Genomic DNA, 19,849 nt, shown 5'->3' with positions numbered 1-19,849 from the left:
TTACAATGGAGGGACAAAAAGTTTTATTTTAAAAATAATTTCGAATTAATGAAAAACAATCGTCTTGTTTTCGTGAACAATCACCCGGTCCTGCAGATGCCAGTTTACCGCCCGGGCAAGTACACTGCGCTCAACGGAACTGCCGATTCTTTTCAGATCCTCCGCATTATGATGATGGCTGACCCGCTCCACTCCCTGCTCAATGATTGGACCTTCGTCCAAATCGTTGGTCACATAGTGAGAGGTCGCACCAATCAGCTTCACTCCCCTTCCGTACGCCCGTTCATACGGCTTGGCACCAATAAACGCCGGCAGGAAGGAGTGATGAATATTGATGATTCGGTTTGGGTGCTTCGATACAAAATCCGGCGTCAAAATCTGCATGTAACGTGCGAGGACGATAAGCTCAATTTGATACTCTTCCAAAAGCTGCAGCTGTTTCTCTTCCACTTCTTTACGGATGTCCTTGTTGGCCGGTATGTAATGGTAGGGTATCCCGAGCGATTCGACAAGCGTTCTTGAATCCTCATGATTGCTGACCACAAGGGCAATTTCCGCGTCGAGTTCTCCGCTCTGATACTCCCACAACAGCTCGAGCAGACAGTGTGGTTCTTTTGAAACAAAGATAGCCGTCTTCTTCAGTTGGGATACCAGCGAGAAGCGCCAGTCCATTTCGAAATTTTCGGCAATTGCGGTGAAAGCCTCTTTTAGATTTGGAGCGTTTTCGCCCAAATCTTCACATTCAAACTCGATACGCATAAAAAATGTGCCGCCCGCCGGATCCGTCGAATATTGATTGGATTCCACGATATTCGCTCCCTGGCTATATAAAAACTGCGAAACGGCCGCCACAATTCCCGGCTTGTCCGGACAGCTGACCAGCAGCCTTCCTTTGTTGCTGTTTAGTACGGGTTCACTCTTTTGCATGCTCTCCATTCTCCTCTGTCTTTTTAATATCTGAGTATACGGGATTGTGAGGAAAAAGGGAAATGATGCAGGGGTTGGGGCTAGTCTTCGAAGGTGAGATGGTAGAGAGTTGATTTGTACACGCCATCAAACTTAGTAGCTGTAGAACGGAGTATTCGAGTAGTAACATCTAACGAGGACAACAGGAGAAAATCCCTTGCTTCTTGATTTGTAATGGTAGAGTTAATTAGATAGCAGTAATCCTTAAGAGCCTCAATATGTGCATTTTTGCATTTATAATAGCAATTTGGACAAAACCAGCTTCCATGCTTCCTTTGCATGGCGAGATGATTGCAATCCATACACTGTACACCTTTTTGAAGCTCGTGCCTCTTAATACCGAACTGATCCAGTATCGAAGAATTAGATTCACGATGCTGTTTCATTAGTAGACGGATTATTTTCTTTAACAGTTTTTCTGTGAGTATTTCTTTTTTGTGAAGGTGGTCTATCTTAGAAATCTTGGAAGACAAGGCCTCACGATGAAGAATAATTTTATGAAGATGCTTATGTTCAGGGGAGATTTGAATTTGAGAATAGGGGTTACTGATTACGACTAGTGATTCCATTGGCAGCTCTGGGAACTTATGCTTTTCAAGCCAGGCCTTCATCTGAAATTCATGTCTCCTTATTTGAAGAATCGGATCTGGAAACCCTTCCTCTTTTCCGTCCAATGTCCGGATAAGCTGGTGGAAATCCTGATCAAAGTAAAGCTTTCCTGCAATGTTCTTCACTTCTAAAATGAGGATGAAACGCTGTGATAGGATCAGTGTGTCAATTTGAAAGAAGTATTCTTTAAAAGGAAGACGGATGTCATGTAAAATTGAGTAGTCTTTCGAGGGAACAAAACTTAGAGGATAGTCTATAGAGTACTCTCCTCTGTAACCAGCCATCTTTTTTGCTAAATCTTCCTGAATAATGGGGATTTTCTGATGATTTTTCGGTAATCTTCGTAACAAAGCCTGTAATTTTTGAATGGACAGCGGAACGCTCCGTGTCTTTACAATCATTTGATCACTCCTTCTTGGTTTTCGGGGTGGCTGTTTTACATATTTTACAATTTAGAAATCGATGGTGGAAGATAACAAGTTGATGAAGGTCAGCTATTCTTAAAAGATGGAGTTTTATTCTCGAAAACTAGTCATTTATTCTTAAAACAAGCCTGTATATTCGCAAAATCACTCCTTTTATTCTCGAACCGAATAAACTCGACACCGTTCGACCAATTTCGCTACAATCATTTGCGCCCCTTGGATCGTCTTTTCCATCGCCTTCCACTTCCATTAATTCTCCCCCTCCATTAAATAATCCTCCACAAAAAAGCAGGCCTGCCTCAATCGGCAAGCCCGCTCATGACCAATAATTATTCAGCTGCTTCTTTTTTGTTTCTCCGTGTCAGCTTCATCAAGAACTCGTATACGACCGGTACGATCACAAGAGTCAGCAGTGTTGAACTTGTAAGACCGCCGATAACGGTCACGCCCAGGCCTTTGGAGATTAAGCCGCCGCCTTCAAATCCGAGCGCAAGCGGAATCAAGGCTCCAATGGTTGCCAGAGCAGTCATCAGGATCGGACGCAAACGGGTAGCTCCTGCTTCAAGCAATGCTTCACGTGTGGGCAGGCCTTTGTTCTCCTTGTGGATGACGCGGTCAATCAGCACGATCGCATTCGTTACAACGATACCGATGAGCATCAAAGCACCAATCATAGCAGAGATACTAATACTTTCACCAGAGATATAAAGAGCGACAAGTGCACCGATTAAAGTAAACGGCAATGAGAACAGGATGGCGAATGGCGCCAATGCACCGCCGAACGTTACGACGAGTACAAAATAAACGATCGCAATCGCTGCAAGCATCGCAAGTCCCAGCTGGCTGAAGGACTCATTGATATCCTCGGTTACCCCGCCCATCTTCACGTCTACACCATTAGGAAGATCAAGCTTATCGATTTCTTTCTTCACATCTGCAGACACTTTGTTTACGTTTTTGCTGGTGACGTCTCCGCTGACACTCGCATAGATCTTATCGTCTTTGCGTGTAACCGTGTCTGCGGTTTCGCCTTTTTTCACTTTCGCTACGTCACTGATGGCCACTTCTTTTCCAGTTGCGGACTGCAGCTTTTTAGCGGTTAGGTCGTTAATGTCTTTGTATTTGCTTTTGTCTACTTTTACATAGACGTTAATGTCCTTGCCGTCTTTTTTCAGCGTCGTCAGCGCTGATTTATCACCGGAATCATTCAGTTCCATGCCGATTTGGCTGGCGGTCAGACCGAGCTTGCTCAGCTTTTTCTGATCAGCGGCAATCGTGTATTCCTGGTACGATTTGGACAGGCTGGAATCCACATTTCTCAAGGAATTCTTATCGTCCATGATGTTCTGGACTTTTTCAGTGACAGGCTTAATGTCCTTGATGTTGTTTCCATAGACTTGAACCTCCAGCTTATTGCTTCCGCCTGTAGCTCCAAAGTCTTGTGCCTTCCATTCCCCTTTGTTCGTTGTTCCCTGCAGGTCATCAATAACACGCTTCTGCTCTTTTTCAAAGTTCGGGGTATCTTTGTCATACTCCATAAAGAACATCGCCTGGTTACTCGCTGCCGGATTCATCGGGTTCTCACCGCCAACGGAATACTGGATCGTCTTCACATGTTTACGGTCGATGAGCAATTTTTCAGCTTTAAGAGATTCTTTTTCCACATCTTTTCTCGTCTGCCCTGGTTCTGGATTGAACGTTGCGATTACCATCTTCTGATCATCGGATGGCAGAAAGCTGACGCCGATCTTCGGAACAAGGAACAAACTTCCGGCTAGCAGAAGGATGGCCAGCCCGAATGAAACAAATTTATGGTTGAGCCACCAGTTCAGAACTCTTTTATAAAAGCCTGCAAGTGCACCCGGTTTATCGTGGCCGACTTCCTTCTTGTTCTTCAACCCCTTTTTAAACAAGGAATCTGCAAAAGCCGGGACGACCGTAATGGCCACGATCAGGGATGCCACGAGGGCGAAAACAATGGTTAAAGCAAACGGCAGGAAGAGCTCTCCGACAGGTCCTTTAACGAGGCCGAGCGGCAGGAATACTGCGATAGTGACAATTGTTGATGACATGATTGGGATAAACATCTCACGTGTTGCTGATGTGATCAGTTCCTTGCCTTTGATGCGTTCGCCTGTCAGTGACATCCGGCGGTAGATGTTTTCGATAACGACGATCGAGTCATCGACTACCCGGCCGATGGCAACCGTCATGGCACCGAGGGTCATGATGTTGAGCGTGATATCCATCTGCTTCAGTGCAAGAATGGCCATTAGCAACGAAAGAGGGATCGAGATGACCGCGATCACTGTTGAACGGATATTCCGTAAGAAAAGCAGGATGATAATCACGGCGAACAATCCGCCGATCAGCGCTTTGTTCAGCATCGTGCTGACTGACTCTTTGATTGGTGTTGCCTGGTCGAACACATTAACGGTTTTCAATCCAGGGTGATCCTTTTTGATTTGTTTCAATTCTTTTCTTACATCGTCTGCCACATTAACCGTGTTGGCATCCGCAGATTTAACGATCTGAACGCCAATGGATTCATGGCCATTCGTTCTGGAGATCGATTCTGCTTTTCCTACCGACTTGATCGACGCGATATCTTTTAATTTAACAGTTGGCAGCTCTGAAGGCTGTGCTTGTTGTGGTGCCGAACCGGCTGCTGGTGAACCTTGTTGACCAGCACCAGGTGCGCCTTGCTGTGCCCCTTGGCCGGCAGCTGTTCCGGCACTTTGTACACCAGTTCCACCTGAAGTAGCTGAAGGACTCTTTCCTGCCTGTTGTGCATTGCCCGCCCCTGATTCTGGAGCAGGAGAAGTCACCGGAATCTCAAGGTTCTTCAGTTCCTTGATGGTTGTGATCTTACCATCGACAACTACAGATTTTTCTTTGTTGTTAAAGTTGTACAGTCCGAGCGGCATGGAAGAATTGGCACCCTGAATGAACCGCTTGACCGTGTCTTCTGTCAGACCTTTTTCTTTTAATTTATCTTGTTTGAAGTCTAACTGAACTTCCTCAACGTTCTGGCCTGCAACCTGGACAGAGGAAACACCTTCAACTCTTTCAAGTCTTGGTACGACATCATCTTCTACCACTTTGGTCAAGTCCTTCAGTGATTTATCTTTATCCGAAACACTTAATGATAAAATCGGAAATTCATTAAAGCTTTGACGGGATACTTTCGGGTCATCGACTGAATCAGGAAGACTGATGTTGGCAAGAGCCTCTTGCACCTCTCCCTTCGCCTTTTCCATGTCCTTGTCGAAGTTGTATTCGATCTGGACAGAAGAGATATTTTGATATGAAGAGGAACTTACGGAATCAACACCCGATAAATTCTTCACCTTCTGCTCAATCGGCACGGTCACCTTGTCAGCTACCTCTTCTGGAGTAGCACCCGGATATACCGCGGATACTGTGACGACCGGTGTATTGATATTAGGCATCGTTTCCAGTTTCATATTCAAACCAGAGTACAAGCCAGCTGCAACAACAAGCAGCGTTAAAAGCCATACGGCAAATTTATTCTTCAGACAGAACCTGATGATTGAACTCATTCTTTCTTCTCCTTTCAAACGTATGACTGACCAGTCGGGTTGTGGTATAATATAAATGAACGGTCATAATAGATATAAATATAAAGGACCGTTCCCCTGAATGCAAGAAATAATAATAGCTTCAATTGACGAAAAAATATGTACTTAAGATAATAGAATCAGACGTTTACTTGGAGGTAAGGTATGAAACAGAGAAAAGTAGAAATCATTGAGTCGGCGATTGCCTTATTTGCGGAAAAAGGATTTCATTCAACATCCATTCAGGACATCACCGATCATGCTGGGATGTCAAAAGGGGCTTTTTATAATTATTTTTCCTCTAAGGAAGAATTGATGATTGCCCTATTCCATTACTACAACGATAAAATCAGTCAAAAGATCTCAGAAATCGGGGAACAAAATCTTCCTCCTCGCGAAACAATAAAAAAGCAAATGGTCGCACTGTTTACTTCATTCACAGAACATAAAAACTTCATTATTATGCATTTCCGCGAACAGAACTCGACGATCAATGAAGAAATGCGGAAGCATATGCTGAAAACGCAATATAAATCCTTGAGATGGCTGGAGAAAAATTTGCTCTCGCTGTACGGAGAGGATATTACTCCTCACTTGGGAGATCTAATCTTAATAGCTCAAGGCCTTCAAAATACGTACATCCGTATTTTCATATTTGATGATCAGCTTCTTCAGCCGGAGGCATTGGCTGAATTCCTGCTGCAGAGATTGGATGACATCGTTGCCGGTTTGCAGAAAACGAAGACTACGATGATTTCGATCAAGAACTTAGAAAACCTGTTCTCCCGGCTTCATCTCCATACGGAACAATCTCTACAGGATACCATTCATCAAAAACTTTTAAACATGGGGAAAACGCTGGATAAACTCCCACTACCCGCTGAAAAAAGGGACGAGCTGAAAAGTGTCATCGAATTCTTGCTGAGTGAAAATGAAAAAACAGATCCGAACAAGATGGTGTTCCAGGGCATGCTTGCCAACTTAAAAGGGGTAAAGGAATTGGAGAATGACAGGAAAGACATTGCGAGGATTATGGGGATTGAGCTTCTTTAATTCCAAATAAAGAAGGACTATAGACATACGAAGAAATTGAATATAAGGAGCCTCTAAATGACGCAAAAACAATTTATTTATACTTTAAAATTGATTCCGCGATTAGTAGATGAAATCAATTGGACTGAAAAAGAGAAAAGCATCGTATCAGATCACTTTCAAGCACTGCAGGAGTTAAAGATGGCAGATAAACTCATTATGGCCGGCCGGACCCTGAACATGGATGAAACCACGTTCGGCATTGTCATTTTGCTTGCTGATACGGAAGAGGAAGCCAGAACGATGATGGAAAGTGATCCTGCAGTAAAAGAAGGAGTCATGACCGCTGAACTTTTCCCTTACAAAATTGCCTTGTTGAACGAAAACTTTCTAAAACTTAATCAAAATGCATAATAAAAAGGCCTGCCGATTTGGCGGGTCTTTTCAATGGCTGCTGCGAGGTTTCTTCGACCCAGTCATCGCTGCTCCTAAAATATAGGGTGCCGCAAATAATAACAGCAAAGGTTCTCCAATAAAAGAATGGAGCCCAATTTGCAGAAGATTCCGTTCCCAAAAGTATGCCGTGCAGAAAGGAAAGGAGCCAAAGCAAAAACACAAGGTAATGCGTTTTCTTCCAGACGAACTTGCCGATCACTTTCATAAAATCTGAAGTGAGGATAACGATGAGCAGCATGTAAGTCGCGATCGTCCCTATCCCAAAGAATCTGATGATAAGATGAGGCAAATGGAACGAAGATGGCTTCCAGTGTATAAGGCTCATATTGGTCAAATAATAGCAGGAAAGTATGAATTCCTATAAACATCAGCGCCACTTGTCCGATGATCTGGTGAAAGGAAAGATAAAATCCCTTGTTGCGTGGAACATGGCGCATAATACCTGCCAGTAAGGATAGGGTCAGCAATAAATAGGCAGTTAAGCCTGTAACCCGTATAAAGAACCCAGATCCAGTTCATTGTGCCACCTCCAGTTTTTCATATATCGTGGAATCCCCACCGACAGCGATTCTATGATCCTCGAAATAAACAAAATAAGCAATTGTGCTCCCTGCTGAAACTGATCTTGTCCCCAATCCGAAGACTGGCCTTCTCCCTGGCTGAAATCATAGCTTTGCTGCTGCCCGTCCGTAAACGCCGAGGAATCACCTTGATCGTTAATATCGTCACTGCCGTCCCTGTGTTTTGATTTTTTGCAACCAGTCCGCCAAACGTGAAGAATGCAAGGATGCTGACAGAGATTACGGACCACTTCACCTTTTTGTTCATCGTTCACCACTTCCATCATCATTAAAGTCATTTCTACTTTGTATTTTTTCAAGGTATACACAGAGTCTACTTGACGAACCTTAATCAAACCTTAAGTTTTAAAGATTTGAGCTATGTCCTTGATTTTTTCTTACAACCGCGTTATATTAATTGACGCATCAATCATTGAGGCGTCAAATATTAACCGGTCAATCATTCTTTTAATGACGAAAGAGGAGATTTACTTGAACCAATCATGTGCAACAAAAACGCATATCGCCTATACATTACGGGAGCTTCACAACCAGGTCAGCCCGAAATTTGAACGATGTACAGGAATCAGCCAGTCCCGGCTTGAGCTTCTTCATCGTCTATATGAAGTTGAGGAGATCAGCCAGACCACCCTTCAAAAAGAGGTCAATATTGACAGTGCTGCTGTCACGAGGCACTTAAAACAGCTTGAAATCTCAGGGATGGTCGCAAGGCGGAAGAATCCCAAGGATAACCGAGTAACGCTCGTCAGCCTTACCGATCAAGGCCGCAATGAAATCATTGCCTACAGAAAAGAAAGAGATCAATTTGTCTCCAACCTTTTGAAAGATTTTAAAGAGGAAGAGCTTCCAGTTCTTTTAGATATGCTTAAACGCATGCAGCATAACGCTGACCAGATTGAAGGTTAGCCTTTTGACACCTTAGACAAACATCATAAGTAAAAAGGGGAATCTATCCATGAATACAACATTAGTGAATAACTTTAATGATATCGTGACTGGACGCCGTTCCATTCGCTATTATGATCCATCCGTTAAAATCAGCAAGGAAGAGATGACAGAAATCCTTAATAAAGCTACAATGGCACCTTCTTCTGTCAACATGCAGCCATGGCGTTTTCTTGTGATGGAAAGTGATGAAGCAAAAGCAACGCTCGCTCCGCTTGCACGTTTTAATAACTCTCAAGTGGAAACTTCATCTGCCATGATTGCTGTATTCGGAGATTTGAACAACTTCGATAAAGGTGAAGAAATCTACAGCAAAGCCGTTGAGCTTGGCTACATGCCGCAAGATGTAAAAGAACAAATGATGGGCAGACTCACCGCTCACTTTGATACTCTTGATCCTGAGGTAAATAAGGAGACGGTATTAATCGATGGGGGCCTCGTATCCATGAATCTTATGCTTGCCGCACGTGCCCATGGCTATGATACATGCCCCATCGGCGGTTATGAGAAAGATAAAATTTCTGAAGCTTTTGGATTGGATAAAGACCGTTACGTTCCGGTTATGCTGATCTCTATCGGTAAAGCAGCGAATACTGGGTATCCCTCTGTTCGTCTTCCTGTTGAAGAAGTGGCGGAGTGGAAATAAATTTTATATAAAAAAACGAAGGGATGAATAAGAATGATCATTATTCACGCAAAAAATTATGTTAATGCATCAAAAGAAGAGGAATTTGTAAACGAGATTCAGCAGCTTATCTCAGCTTCAAAAGCGGAAAGCGGAAATATCTCTTACGATTTGTTCAAAGATACAGCAGAAGAACATGCCTACATGATGGTCGAAGTGTGGCAGGATTTAGAAGCAGTAGATGCTCACAATAAAAGCGAACACTTCACTTCCTTCGTTGCAAAAGCGCCTGAATATCTCAGCCGTCCAATAGAACTTAAAGTGTTTAACGGAAAACAGATTAAATAATAAAAATCATGGGCAAATCAATGCCCATGATTTTTTACTTTTGTTTAGGCTTAGTTAAAGCATATTTTTGATTTTCGACAAAAAAGGAATTAAGATAGCTTGCATTTTTTCGTTTCTGCTTGAAACGGACTTCTTTAAACATGGAAGATGTTTTGATATTGCAGAAAATACTGTCCGATCCCCTGCACAGAAAACCCCAGCAAATTGTAGATCAGTGAAAAACCCAGAGAATTATACATATCATTACAGTTATAATAATGTTAAAGTGTGAACATTTAAAGGAGCTGTTTTAATGTCAGATTTGTATTTATTTTTCATGATTGCGATGATCGGCGGACTTGTCGTGCTGATCGGTACAATCATTCTTATTACCAAAAAGATCACTGCACCCGACCTGAACAAAAAGATTCATCACTTGGAGAAAGAAGTTGAAGATTTGAAAAGAAGATTGTAAAAGACCTGCCGACTAAAAATTTTTGATGACCTAAAAGATATTGCTCCAGACGCAGCAAAATTTATCATTGAATTTGGATACGGCGATATTTACTCACGTTCAGGTTTAACCAATAAACAGCGGGCACAAATCACGATTGCCTCACTTGTTACCCAAGGTACTGAACCACAGCTTGAACTTCATGTTAATACCGGGCTGACAGCTGGGCTGACTCCCGTAGAAATTGTAGAAAGCTTCATTCAACTCATTCCGTATACTGGATTCCCTCGTATACTTAACGCTCTTGCAGTAGCGAAGAGAGTATTCGCTCAGCGTGGTGTTTCCGCGGTTTCAGCAGTTAAAGAACAGTAATTTGAAGGGGCTGTCCAGAAAGTCGAAAATTGACCTTCAGGCAGCCCCTTTTTGGCTTGAAAAATCTTCAATGAAAAGTTAATTGAAGTGGAAGATGCGAGACTCCTGCGGGACTAGCNCCCTTTTTGGCTTGAAAAATCTTCAATGAAAAGTTAATTGAAGTGGAAGATGCGAGACTCCTGCGGGACTAGCGTGACAGGTGAGACTCCCGCCGGTGCTTGCACCAAGAGGCTCACCGCACGCCCCGCGGAAAGCGAGCAGCCTGGAACGGAAATCAACAGCTTACAGACTTCTTGGACACCCCCTTTTATTTAAAGCTATGAAAGAGGTTTGATCATGAAATTTTTAAATACAGTTGGCCTTCTCACATTTACACTCATGTTATATCTTCCAACTACTCTCTGTTTAACTCACTAAGTATACAGGGTAAAAGTACTATATACGCAGTAATTTCAGGAGGAAAAGATATGGATTTGCATAACGGCAGCCTTTTTTGGCCGACCACGCTAGACGGTAAGAAGACCATAAAAGGAAGACAGGAACTCGACACACATTATGATGCAGTAATCGTAGGCGGCGGCATGTCCGGCGCTCTAACGGCGTTTACTCTCGCACAGGAAGGTTTGCATATTGCCATTGTGGATAAGAGGGAGATGGCTGCGGGCAGTTCTTCTGCCAACACAGGCCTTCTTCAATTTTCAAATGATATTATGCTTCATGAGCTGATTGATCAGATTGGCGAGGATCAAGCCGTGCACTTTTATAAGCTTTGCCAGAAAGCAGTAGACCAGCTGAAAGAGGTAGCTGAGACACTTCCCCGTGAAGTGGATTTGATCAAACGAAAAAGCATTTGCTATGCGAGCATTGAGGAACATGTTCAAAAGCTGCAAAAGGAATATGAGGCCTTAATCAAGCATGGCTTTCCTGCTGAATATTGGACCAAAGAGGACATGAAAGAGCATTTGCCATTTGAAAAACCGGGGGCTTTAATTACGCATGGAGATGCCGAAGTCAATCCTTACCGTTTTATTCAGGGGATCTTGGAACATTTGGAGCAAAAAGGCATTCATTTGTTTGAAAATGTGGAGGCTAAAGAAGCAGAAGAACAAGATGATGGCATTCTGCTGCACACCTCCATCGGCACATTCTCAGCATCCCATTTGATTTATGCAACAGGATATGACACAATCCCTATTAATGAAAAAATCGGATCAGACATCAACCGATCCTATGCGATCGCGACTGAACCGATTGAAGATTTGTCTTCCTGGGAAGATAACGCAATGATCTGGGAAACGAAACGACCTTATCTTTATATGAGGACAACCGTTGATCATCGCATCATTGCAGGCGGATTGGATGAAGATAAGCCTGAAGCGCCTCAAAGTGAAGAATGGATCGCCAACCGTGCAGAGCGGATACAGCAGGAGCTTATAAAGCTGTTTCCTGATCTCCCTATAAAAATTGCCTACGCCTGGGGGGCAAGTTTCGGTGAATCCCTCGATAACCTTCCATTCATCGGAAAGCATCCTCATAAAAACCGCCAGTACTATCTGCTTGGGTATGGAGGAAACGGAACCGTATACAGCATGCTTGGCTCTCATATTATTAGAGATTTGATTTTGGACCATTCAAATGAAGATGCGGAACTTGTAAAACTGGATCGGTAATTGAAAAAGTTACACTGACTGTTTAATTGGCCAAAACATGTTCAAAAAACTAAAATAAAAGGGGCTGTCCAAGAAGTCTGGTAGCTGTTGATCTCCGCTCCAGGCTGCTCGCTTTCCGCGGGGCGTGCGGTGAGACTTACCGGCGTGAACGCCTACTTTTTGGCGCAAGCGCCTGCGGGAGTCTCACCTGTCACGCTTGTCCCGCAGGACAAGGAAGGCTCCGGCAGCTTTTTATCGCACGAAGAAAATGTGAAGTTCATTTTCGAGGAGTCTCGCACCTTGCACTCCAATCAACTTTTCATTGAAGATTTTTCACGTCAAAGGAGCTGCCTGAAGGTCAATTTTCGACTTTCAGGACAGCCCCTTTTTANCTCGCACCTTGCACTCCAATCAACTTTTCATTGAAGATTTTTCACGTCAAAGGAGCTGCCTGAAGGTCAATTTTCGACTTTCAGGACAGCCCCTTTTTAAACATTTCTATTTGATTTATTTAATACTTTAACTTTTACTGTCAGAAATTCTTCCGAGGAAAAATCCATCAACCTGATCCAACTTTCCCCTCCAAAGAATTTTCCCCTTAGATGGAGTTGAATTACTATCACCACAAAACACTCGTGTGTTCTTTAAATGAATGAAATTAATATCGCTGTTGTTATTGTCGTCTTCTGCCGCCTCACCGGCTTTAACAAGGCGCTCGCCTATCTCCTGAGCGATCTCGTTTCCATCCTCAAACGTTTCAGCCAGCGTTTCGAAGTATTCTTGAGCGGTGATCGTTGTGCCTGTAATGACAGCCCCTTTGACATTTAACGTAATATCTAATGAAAACCCATGTTTATTGCAGGCCTTCACAAAAAATTCAAGTATGCTGTCTTTAGATTGGGATGACGTGGTTGAACTCATCAAATATCCTCCTCTTATTTCGAAGATGTATCGTCATTGCTGGAAAGAGATGTCTCTGATTTGCTGCTTTTTGCTTTCTTTGAATTCTTATTTTTTGCAGGTGTCTTTTTGGTTTTTGATTTTGTTGTTTTCTTTGCAGGCTTCTTTTCCTCTTCGTCGTCTTCTTCTTCCTCGTCATCTTCGTCTTCATTTACATTGTTTACGTCTTCTTCCTCATCTTCCTCTTGTTCGTCTTCCTCTTCTTCCTCATCCTCTTCGTCTTCGTCTTCATTTACATTGTTTACGTCTTCTTCTTCTTCTTCTTCTTCTTCCTCTTCATTATCCAGCTCTAATTGCTCTTCTTCATCTTGCTTTTTCTTCTTTTCCTTCTTTCCTTTTTTATCTTTTTTTTCATCCTTTTCCTCACTTGCATCAACCATTTGCTGCAATTTCTGTTCTAACATTTCCAATCGTTCACTTAGTTTCTTATTTTCATCTTCGAGTGATTGATACTGTTTGTTTTCGTTATTTCCATTATCTTGATTTTGGTCTTCGTTTGTAACATCTGTTTCTTCGCTTTGATCGTTATCCTGGTTCTTATTTTTCTTAAATAAACTGGATGTTTTTTCTTTTAGACCTGCAGCAGCTTGCTGTGATTGTGCAACCCCGGTTTCTTTAAAGCCGCTTAGCTTTTCTTTAGCAGCCTTGCCTAGATTTTTCCCTTTGTCTTTCAGGTTGGCTTTTTCTATACCAGCTAATAATTTCTTTCCTGTTTTCGGGGTAGCAAGTAATCCTACGGTAGCACCTACAACTCCTCCTACGAGTGTTCTATTTACGGGACTTAACTTTTTCTTCTGTTCCACCGGTTGATTTTCAATTTGGGTATTTTCAGTTTTATTAGTAGCCATTTAATTTTTCCTCCTCTAATATCGTATACTTTTTATATTGGAATGATTGAAAGTCAATCATTGCTCCCTGCATTCTGTTCTAAAAGTCTGACTCGCTCCATTAATTCTTTGTTTTCTTCTTCCAATTTTCGTGTGCCCTCTGAAGCCTTGGAGGATAGATAAGGATCATTCTCCCACCAGTCCATGCCGATTTCTTTTGCTTTATCTACAGAGGCCACAATCAGGCGGATTTTAATGGTTAGCAACTCTACATCAGCGATACCAACCGTTATATCCCCAGCAATGACGACACCTTTATCCAGTATCTTTTCTAATACATCGACAATCGTGCTGGACTCTGAAGCATGCTGTACTGCCATTTTTATCACTCCCTAATTTGCACGTCTGTCTCATAATAGGTTCCCTAATGGCCCAAGATCAATATTTAAATCTTCATCCTTTAAATTAAAAATGGTTTTAAGCTCGTCCATTTTTACTTCTAAATTCATCAATGCCACGCCAAGGTTTTCAATTTGTTCATCGGTTAAATTTCCGCCGTCCACACGGCGGATGGCGTGCCTTTCAACGATTTGCCTTAACAATTCAATGACCGTCAGAACCAGCTGTGCTAAGCCATGCTCAGCGTTATCGGGATCCAGATTAATTTTTCCGCTGGATGGATTAGTTGTTTGCATAAATTAGGCCCTCCCTTTGTTTATCAAATTGGTCGGACGAGATGTCTTTACGATTGCCTGAAGATGAGTTCACAAGCGTTTCAACTGAAGCAATCAGCACACGCAGATCAAGATAAACCAAATCTACCCCTGCAATTGAAATGATTAGATCTCCTTTGATGGCGACACCTTTATCTAAAATCACATCTAAGATATCAATAAGAGTAACTTCCTTATTTTCAATGGCTTCTCTGTGTCCCATGAGCTAATCCCTCATTTCAGGTTAAGCTTGCGAAATGGTAGGCAGGCCATGGGCCAGAAGCCTCGAACTTCCAACCAGTTTCTGCGAGCTCATTTTTCCTTTTTTTAATTTCTTCTAAAAATTCTTCCACTGTATCTGCTTGTATAAGGTATACGCTATTCCAGCACATATCAAATTGTTTCCCTGTTACATCCTTACCCCAATTTTTTTTTATTGAATCATGAAGGGAGAATTTGGTAAGTTCCTCATGGATCTGTTCACACGTTTGATTTATTTCTTTCTCTAACTCCTGGTCTGCCAATTGATCGATCTTTCTTTTTTCAAAGAACTGTCTGCCAGGAGGCAATTTGCTTATCTCTTGTTTTTTTTCTTCTATTAATGAATTGTGGCCACTGATAAAGTCTTTTAATTTTGAGTGGTCACAATAGATTTTCAAATTCCATTCCTCGTTGCCTGCGAGTTGAGTAAACGAGTTGGTGATCTTCTTTTGGTGATCTTCAATTGTTTCGATCAAGCTATTTTCGCTTTTATAAATCGTACAAAATTTCATTGGAATTACTGTATATTGTTTTTGGAGTGCCAATAGAGCTTCATGGTGATGAAGCGCCTTTCCTTGAAGCCATTCCATGTCGTTGTTCATTTTTTCTTTAATTGATTCTTCTGAATACGTGTCTGCATCAAGGTCACAGACAACAGCCGTAATTTCATTTAATTGAATGGTATATACTTCATTCTGTTCATCTAACCCCCGAAAAGAAGGAACTGCGTCTTTTATTGCTTCTTCGGTGGGAATAAGTCCATATAAATAAACGAGTTTCGCCATCTTTATTCCCTCACTTTTGCTTCTTCGTCAAATTCTCCCACTCTTCCATTTCCCGCTGTTTTGCTATCTCATATCTTACTAACAATACTTCTTCTTGTTCCTTGTAGACCTCTTCCGGTATTTCTTCAAGTTCATACATCATTTGAAGCTGAATCAATTTTTGCTGAATAAATGAAATGTCATACAGTTCCCGATCCACTTCTTCTTTAACCTTTTCACCAACTTTAATGACAAGATTCATCGGGGACATTAAAAGTTTGTGGATCATGTTTCCTCAACCTTCAGCTGAATGTTGATGAAATTGTAGGCAGGCCATGGACCGGAATACTTAAAATCGAGTTTGTCCTCCCATTTTTCATGAACTTCATTTACTTTTTGGTCAAAGAGTTCTTCCTTATCGCGGTCAATTAAAAAGGCTGCATTCAAAAGCATCGTTTCGCCAATCGGCTTGTTGATTTTTGAAGCTGTAGATGCTTCTTTTAATGGATCAAAGATTTCCGCTTTAATATCATTTTGAAGAGAACTGAAAAATTTTTGAGCCATTTCGCCAAGCTGAATGCGTTCATAATACGCTGCATCCTGAGACTTGCCTTGAACCGTTTTTTTCATTTGTTCTACTTCAGGTTTTTTATTAATTTCCTCTTCCAGCCATTGTTTTTTGCCCATTACCTTTAGACCAAGTTCTATTTTTCCCTTTATTTCTGGAAACAACTGTTCAAACTGCGGATACAAATTTTCCAGTAGAACTTTTACATCTTCTTTTGAATTGAACACATTTCCAAAACTAATGGGAATGACCGTATCGTTTTGAGCCATAACAGAAGATATCACATCTTGATGAGCCATTAAGTTTTCCTTATTGGGATGATATATTTTCATTGGCATTTCTGCTGCTACAATGGCTGCATCCTTATAATGAATGGTAAACGTTGATCTTTCTTGGCCTTCAATGGTGACATTTCCAAACTGATACTTATCCTCTGTTGTTTGTATACCGCAAAATATATAAATACCTGTTGATTGACTCATTGATCGCTCACTCCTTTACTGCTTTTTTGCATTCGCTTATTATTAACTCTCTTAGCTTTGATGGATCCTTCTCATCCATGCATTTGGCGACAGGTGCGAATAAGATGTCCAGGCATAACCGCTGAAAATCTTCATCTTTACCGTTTATTTGGATATCCGCCTCATTTGCAAGTTTTGCAATCATAATAGAAGCCCGCAGACTTGGTCCGTTATTGCTGTTTTCACTGCATTTTTCTCTGAGAGCAGCAACAAAACTTGTTATGGCTTTTGCTTGATTTGAATCAACACCTGTTTTGCTGGAGACAATGGCGGCTTCAGTATCTTTATCTGTATAATCTAACGGAATGGTGATCAGACGATCTAATAAAGCATCCTGTGTTTCGTAAACGCCTGCATATTCAGAAGGATTGCTCGTAAAGATTACTGTGAATTTCGGATGGACTTTCATAAAGGGATCTTTTTGCTTCGTGCCGTATAACGGTAAAATCCCCTCTTCCAAAATTGAAAGGAAAATATTATTAGTTGAGGGCTCAGAACGGGTAAATTCATCATAAATCAATGTGTACCCATTTTTTACAGCATCCAATAGTCTTCCGTTATTCCACGTTTCCGTAACATTTTCTTCTTTTTTGTAAACCGAACGGATAAAATTATCGACCACTTTTTGGGTGGTATATCCTGTATAGGCCCCGATTAGGTCAGCATTCGATAACTCCCGGTTCCCATGCATTAACATAACGGGACGTTTTCGCTTTTTCGCTAAAAGGAGTGCGAGAGTCGTCTTGCCAACTCCAGGCGGTCCTGTGAAATGGACGGGATAACCTGCTGAAAGATAGTTTAAGGAACGAGAAATTAAGTTTTTTATACCGTCATGCTGCAGTAAATCTAATTTTACTTTGTTTTTGTTTTCCGTTAAGACCGTCATTTTTTACTCCCCCATTCCAACCCATCATCGCCTCCTAGTCTTCAGCAATAGCACTTCGATATCGGATGTTTATCCTTGTGAAAGACGTTACTTCTTTCTTTTTATTCAAGGAAACTTGATAGACGCCCAACATTTCATCCTTTGCATATTTCTTCATGTAATCTTTTTCTTCGATCACTTCCACAATGACTTTCCAGCCTTCATCTTCCGTGCCTTCAACTGATGTAATCTTGTGAGGGGGGGCTACATGCTCTTTGAAAAAGTCATTTACCGCATCCATTAGTTCTTTTATTTCCATTGACAGCCTCCACCTTTGCTATTAGAAATATTTTAGTAGGTGGCCAGAGCAGCTTTTACACTGCTCTGACCGTATAATAGTTAAATGCTAAAGGCTTGGCTGCCTCTTTCATTTGACTGAGATGGCAGTCCTTCTTTTTCAACCTCATCTCGCAGCAACCCAACTGCCTCAGCATATCGCAGCCATGTGTCAACACTTGCAATAACTACCCTAGCTTCAATAGTTATTAACTCTATTCCCACAAGAGAAACTCGCGCAAATACATCGATTACAACACCTTTATCTAGAATTCGGTCGATAACCTCTGCAAGACTTGAACTATCCGTACTTTTTTGAACACTCATCTTTTCATTCTCCTCTCTTTAAATAAAATAAGATTTATTAGGAACTGATGGTTTTAATATCAGTTGCTCGTTTAATATCCTTTGAGCTTTTAATATCATTGGAGCTTTTCAACTGATTTGAACTTTTGATGTTGTTAGCCCCTTTGATATCATTAACACTTTTAAGCTTTGTGTTTTTTTTCTTGGAATTAATTTTTTCCTGAAACTCTTCTCCTGCTTCTTTTAAATTCTTAAGTTTATCCTGGACATTTAATAAAACATCCCTTACTTTGTCTGCTGCTTGCTCAGCTTTGCCATGAACTTTATCAGCGTTCTTTTCTTTCGCATCTTCCAATTTTTCAGCAGCCTTACTCACTTTGGACTGAAGCTCTTCCTGAAATTTTGATTTAAGCTGATCCTTGGCTTCTTCTTTTACCTTTTCTTTAGCTTTATCTTTCAAACTGGAAGGGCTTTTCTTCACTGCTTTTACAGCTGCTTTCATTGCTCCTTTTTGCATCCCTTTCTTTGCTTTCTTTCTGACGCTCGGGATCATAAAAGAAGCTGTACTCGCGAGTAGTCCTCCTATAAGTGTGCCTTTTCTTAATTTGCTTTGTCCTGATGTTTGCCGAGTCACCAAATCCCCCCTTTCAAAAATAAGTGAACCTTTACTCAATGAAGGTTGTCTGTGAATGTACTCGAACAAACGAAATCAAATTAATGATTCCATAAACACGCTATACCCCTTTACTAACGCAATAAAAACATGGACCCGTTGGAACACTGTGTTTCTTACCATTATTTTCACGTATTATGTCAGCGTAATCTTGCTGAAAAATGAAAAACACTGCTTTGGCAGTATTTTATTTGTGATTTTTATAAAAACATTAAAAATATTACAGTTAGATTACATTTACTCAAACGATATGACTATAACGTTCCTAGTCATTGTTTCTTTCAATAAAAACTATATTTACTATATTTGTGGTCAATTTAGTACGGAAATCCAATAATACGTTGATAAGAGAAAAGTAATAAAGAAAAGGAAGTTGTTAGTAACAAAAGGGACCGGGTCACATAAAAAAACCTGTCCATATACATAAAAAATGGACAGGTTCTGAAAGTACACACTTATTTAAAGAACAGTACTTTTTACTCAACTAGCTTGTTTAATTTTTCTTCTAGCATCTGTAATTGGTTTGCTAGCCGTTTATTCTCCTCTTCTAGTGCAGAATACCTTGTTGATTCATTATCTTCATTTTTTCTCGCCTTCTCTTTCTCATCAGAGTCCTTGCTTTTATCTTTATTTAAGAAACCCGCTGTCGTCGATTTTATATTTTTCAATGCTTGTTCTGTTACCCTTTCTTGAACTGATCTTCCTATTTCCGCAGCTAAAGTTTTTATGGTTTCTGATTGCCTAATGTGAGATACAACAAATTTGCGTGTTTCAGGTTTATACAACCATCCTAGAGTTGCCCCGACGGCTCCTCCTATTAGGGCTCTGGAAACGGAAGCTTCTTTACTATCTTCTGATGGCTTGTTGTTTTCATTATCATTCATCATACTTACCTCCTGTTTTGCTTACACCCAAAAAGTCTTTCATTTAATGAGCTATGCTTATTCATGTTCCACATTCTAATTTATTTTAAACTCAAACCGGAACTCTCTTTAAGTAAATAAAAGGACCTGACAATGATTTAATGAAGAAG

The 19,849-nt window shown here is 41.2% G+C and carries 26 protein-coding genes and 1 pseudogene; 8 read left to right on the top strand and 19 right to left on the bottom strand.

Translation table 11 applies throughout. The features are described 5' to 3' along the window. Positions 1-45: 45 nt before the first annotated feature. The 3 genes from purU to AR335_RS05310 form a co-directional block, all read right to left on the bottom strand. A complete protein-coding gene (gene purU / locus AR335_RS05320) occupies positions 46-936 on the bottom strand; it encodes a formyltetrahydrofolate deformylase (protein WP_062232800.1) in 891 nt (296 codons plus the stop codon). A 71-nt stretch (positions 937-1,007) separates the two neighbouring features. After that, positions 1,008-1,976: a nuclease-related domain-containing protein gene (locus AR335_RS05315; RefSeq protein WP_062232798.1), complete on the bottom strand. Its 969-nt coding sequence runs from the start codon at positions 1,974-1,976 to the stop codon at positions 1,008-1,010. A gap of 353 nt (positions 1,977-2,329) precedes the next feature. Continuing rightward, positions 2,330-5,563: an efflux RND transporter permease subunit gene (locus AR335_RS05310; RefSeq protein ID WP_062232795.1), complete on the bottom strand. Its 3,234-nt coding sequence runs from the start codon at positions 5,561-5,563 to the stop codon at positions 2,330-2,332. Between the two features lie 183 nt (positions 5,564-5,746). Between AR335_RS05310 and AR335_RS05305 the strand changes: the two genes are divergently transcribed. Together AR335_RS05305 and AR335_RS05300 are read left to right on the top strand one after the other, a co-directional pair. Next, positions 5,747-6,634, top strand: a complete 888-nt coding sequence (locus tag AR335_RS05305; protein WP_062232793.1) for a TetR/AcrR family transcriptional regulator — start codon at positions 5,747-5,749, stop codon at positions 6,632-6,634. A 57-nt stretch (positions 6,635-6,691) separates the two neighbouring features. Then, entirely contained in the window at positions 6,692-7,027 is a 336-nt protein-coding gene (locus AR335_RS05300) for a YciI family protein (RefSeq protein WP_062232791.1), read from the top strand. Here the strand turns inward: AR335_RS05300 and AR335_RS05295 are convergent. Together AR335_RS05295 and AR335_RS05290 are read right to left on the bottom strand one after the other, a co-directional pair. After that, the gene (locus AR335_RS05295; protein WP_156418862.1) at positions 7,011-7,307 is read right to left on the bottom strand and encodes a hypothetical protein; all 297 of its coding nucleotides are present in this window, start codon (positions 7,305-7,307) and stop codon (positions 7,011-7,013) included. The two genes, AR335_RS05300 and AR335_RS05295, sit on opposite strands and share 17 nt — an antisense overlap. A 240-nt stretch (positions 7,308-7,547) precedes the next feature. After that, positions 7,548-7,919, bottom strand: a complete 372-nt coding sequence (locus AR335_RS05290) for a hypothetical protein (RefSeq protein ID WP_062232785.1) — start codon at positions 7,917-7,919, stop codon at positions 7,548-7,550. Between the two features lie 202 nt (positions 7,920-8,121). On the opposite strand from AR335_RS05290, the gene AR335_RS05285 reads away from it, so the two are divergent. The 5 genes and pseudogenes from AR335_RS05285 to AR335_RS22945 form a co-directional block, all read left to right on the top strand. Beyond that, positions 8,122-8,556, top strand: a complete 435-nt coding sequence (locus AR335_RS05285; RefSeq protein WP_234293206.1) for a MarR family winged helix-turn-helix transcriptional regulator — start codon at positions 8,122-8,124, stop codon at positions 8,554-8,556. 49 nt (positions 8,557-8,605) lie between these two features. Further along, positions 8,606-9,241, top strand: coding sequence for a nitroreductase family protein (locus AR335_RS05280; protein ID WP_062232780.1), 636 nt, complete (start codon positions 8,606-8,608; stop codon positions 9,239-9,241). Between the two features lie 33 nt (positions 9,242-9,274). Continuing rightward, positions 9,275-9,568 carry a putative quinol monooxygenase gene (locus AR335_RS05275; RefSeq protein WP_062232757.1) on the top strand — a complete coding sequence of 98 codons (294 nt, stop codon included), beginning with the start codon at positions 9,275-9,277 and terminating at the stop codon, positions 9,566-9,568. Positions 9,569-9,860: 292 nt separating this feature from the next. Further along, positions 9,861-10,022, top strand: a complete 162-nt coding sequence (locus tag AR335_RS23645) for a hypothetical protein (RefSeq protein ID WP_156418861.1) — start codon at positions 9,861-9,863, stop codon at positions 10,020-10,022. Between the two features lie 12 nt (positions 10,023-10,034). Continuing rightward, positions 10,035-10,373: pseudogene (locus tag AR335_RS22945) on the top strand (carboxymuconolactone decarboxylase family protein); the annotation flags it as partial. Between the two features lie 152 nt (positions 10,374-10,525). Here the strand turns inward: AR335_RS22945 and AR335_RS25110 are convergent. Next, on the bottom strand, positions 10,526-10,651 hold the full coding sequence (locus AR335_RS25110) for a hypothetical protein (protein ID WP_255357535.1): 126 nt from the start codon (positions 10,649-10,651) through the stop codon (positions 10,526-10,528). Between the two features lie 189 nt (positions 10,652-10,840). Between AR335_RS25110 and AR335_RS05270 the strand changes: the two genes are divergently transcribed. After that, a complete protein-coding gene (locus AR335_RS05270) occupies positions 10,841-12,043 on the top strand; it encodes an NAD(P)/FAD-dependent oxidoreductase (RefSeq protein WP_062232732.1) in 1,203 nt (400 codons plus the stop codon). A 498-nt stretch (positions 12,044-12,541) separates the two neighbouring features. Here the strand turns inward: AR335_RS05270 and gvpU are convergent, their stop codons facing one another. The 13 genes from gvpU to gvpT (AR335_RS05205) all read right to left on the bottom strand — a co-directional run bounded on the left by gvpU (position 12,542) and on the right by gvpT (AR335_RS05205) (position 19,700). Then, complete coding sequence (gene gvpU, locus AR335_RS05265; protein WP_062232722.1) at positions 12,542-12,943, bottom strand: gas vesicle accessory protein GvpU; 402 nt, start codon at positions 12,941-12,943, stop codon at positions 12,542-12,544. Positions 12,944-12,957: 14 nt separating this feature from the next. Further along, positions 12,958-13,830: a GvpT/GvpP family gas vesicle accessory protein gene (gene gvpT, locus AR335_RS23635; RefSeq protein WP_062232719.1), complete on the bottom strand. Its 873-nt coding sequence runs from the start codon at positions 13,828-13,830 to the stop codon at positions 12,958-12,960. A 53-nt stretch (positions 13,831-13,883) separates the two neighbouring features. After that, entirely contained in the window at positions 13,884-14,189 is a 306-nt protein-coding gene (locus AR335_RS05255) for a gas vesicle protein (RefSeq protein ID WP_062232716.1), read from the bottom strand. Positions 14,190-14,219: 30 nt separating this feature from the next. Further along, positions 14,220-14,504 carry a gas vesicle protein K gene (locus AR335_RS05250; RefSeq protein ID WP_062232715.1) on the bottom strand — a complete coding sequence of 95 codons (285 nt, stop codon included), beginning with the start codon at positions 14,502-14,504 and terminating at the stop codon, positions 14,220-14,222. Beyond that, on the bottom strand, positions 14,491-14,745 hold the full coding sequence (locus AR335_RS05245) for a gas vesicle protein (protein ID WP_062232714.1): 255 nt from the start codon (positions 14,743-14,745) through the stop codon (positions 14,491-14,493). The genes AR335_RS05250 and AR335_RS05245 overlap by 14 nt, the downstream gene beginning before the upstream one ends. 16 nt (positions 14,746-14,761) lie before the next feature. Beyond that, complete coding sequence (locus AR335_RS05240; RefSeq protein ID WP_062232712.1) at positions 14,762-15,568, bottom strand: GvpL/GvpF family gas vesicle protein; 807 nt, start codon at positions 15,566-15,568, stop codon at positions 14,762-14,764. A gap of 10 nt (positions 15,569-15,578) precedes the next feature. Then, on the bottom strand, positions 15,579-15,836 hold the full coding sequence (locus AR335_RS05235) for a gas vesicle protein GvpG (protein ID WP_062232709.1): 258 nt from the start codon (positions 15,834-15,836) through the stop codon (positions 15,579-15,581). After that, positions 15,833-16,597, bottom strand: a complete 765-nt coding sequence (locus AR335_RS05230; protein WP_053357132.1) for a GvpL/GvpF family gas vesicle protein — start codon at positions 16,595-16,597, stop codon at positions 15,833-15,835. The genes AR335_RS05235 and AR335_RS05230 overlap by 4 nt, the downstream gene beginning before the upstream one ends. A gap of 7 nt (positions 16,598-16,604) precedes the next feature. Beyond that, positions 16,605-17,522, bottom strand: a complete 918-nt coding sequence (gene gvpN / locus AR335_RS05225; protein WP_062232707.1) for a gas vesicle protein GvpN — start codon at positions 17,520-17,522, stop codon at positions 16,605-16,607. A 34-nt stretch (positions 17,523-17,556) separates the two neighbouring features. Next, a complete protein-coding gene (gvpO, locus tag AR335_RS05220) occupies positions 17,557-17,820 on the bottom strand; it encodes a gas vesicle protein GvpO (RefSeq protein WP_062232705.1) in 264 nt (87 codons plus the stop codon). 80 nt (positions 17,821-17,900) lie between these two features. Then, the gene (gene gvpA / locus AR335_RS05215; RefSeq protein ID WP_062232702.1) at positions 17,901-18,164 is read right to left on the bottom strand and encodes a gas vesicle structural protein GvpA; all 264 of its coding nucleotides are present in this window, start codon (positions 18,162-18,164) and stop codon (positions 17,901-17,903) included. Positions 18,165-18,201: 37 nt separating this feature from the next. Continuing rightward, the gene (gene gvpQ, locus AR335_RS05210; protein ID WP_304438389.1) at positions 18,202-18,645 is read right to left on the bottom strand and encodes a gas vesicle protein GvpQ; all 444 of its coding nucleotides are present in this window, start codon (positions 18,643-18,645) and stop codon (positions 18,202-18,204) included. Between the two features lie 647 nt (positions 18,646-19,292). After that, positions 19,293-19,700 (bottom strand): GvpT/GvpP family gas vesicle accessory protein, encoded by a 408-nt coding sequence (gene gvpT / locus AR335_RS05205; RefSeq protein WP_062232699.1) that lies wholly within the window; start codon positions 19,698-19,700, stop codon positions 19,293-19,295. Positions 19,701-19,849: the final 149 nt, after the last annotated feature.

Origin of the sequence: Fictibacillus sp. FJAT-27399 (assembly GCF_001510655.1) — a bacterium.
Classification (GTDB): domain Bacteria; phylum Bacillota; class Bacilli; order Bacillales; family Fictibacillaceae; genus Fictibacillus_C; species Fictibacillus_C marinisediminis.
This window is presented reverse-complemented; position numbering and strand designations above follow the sequence as displayed.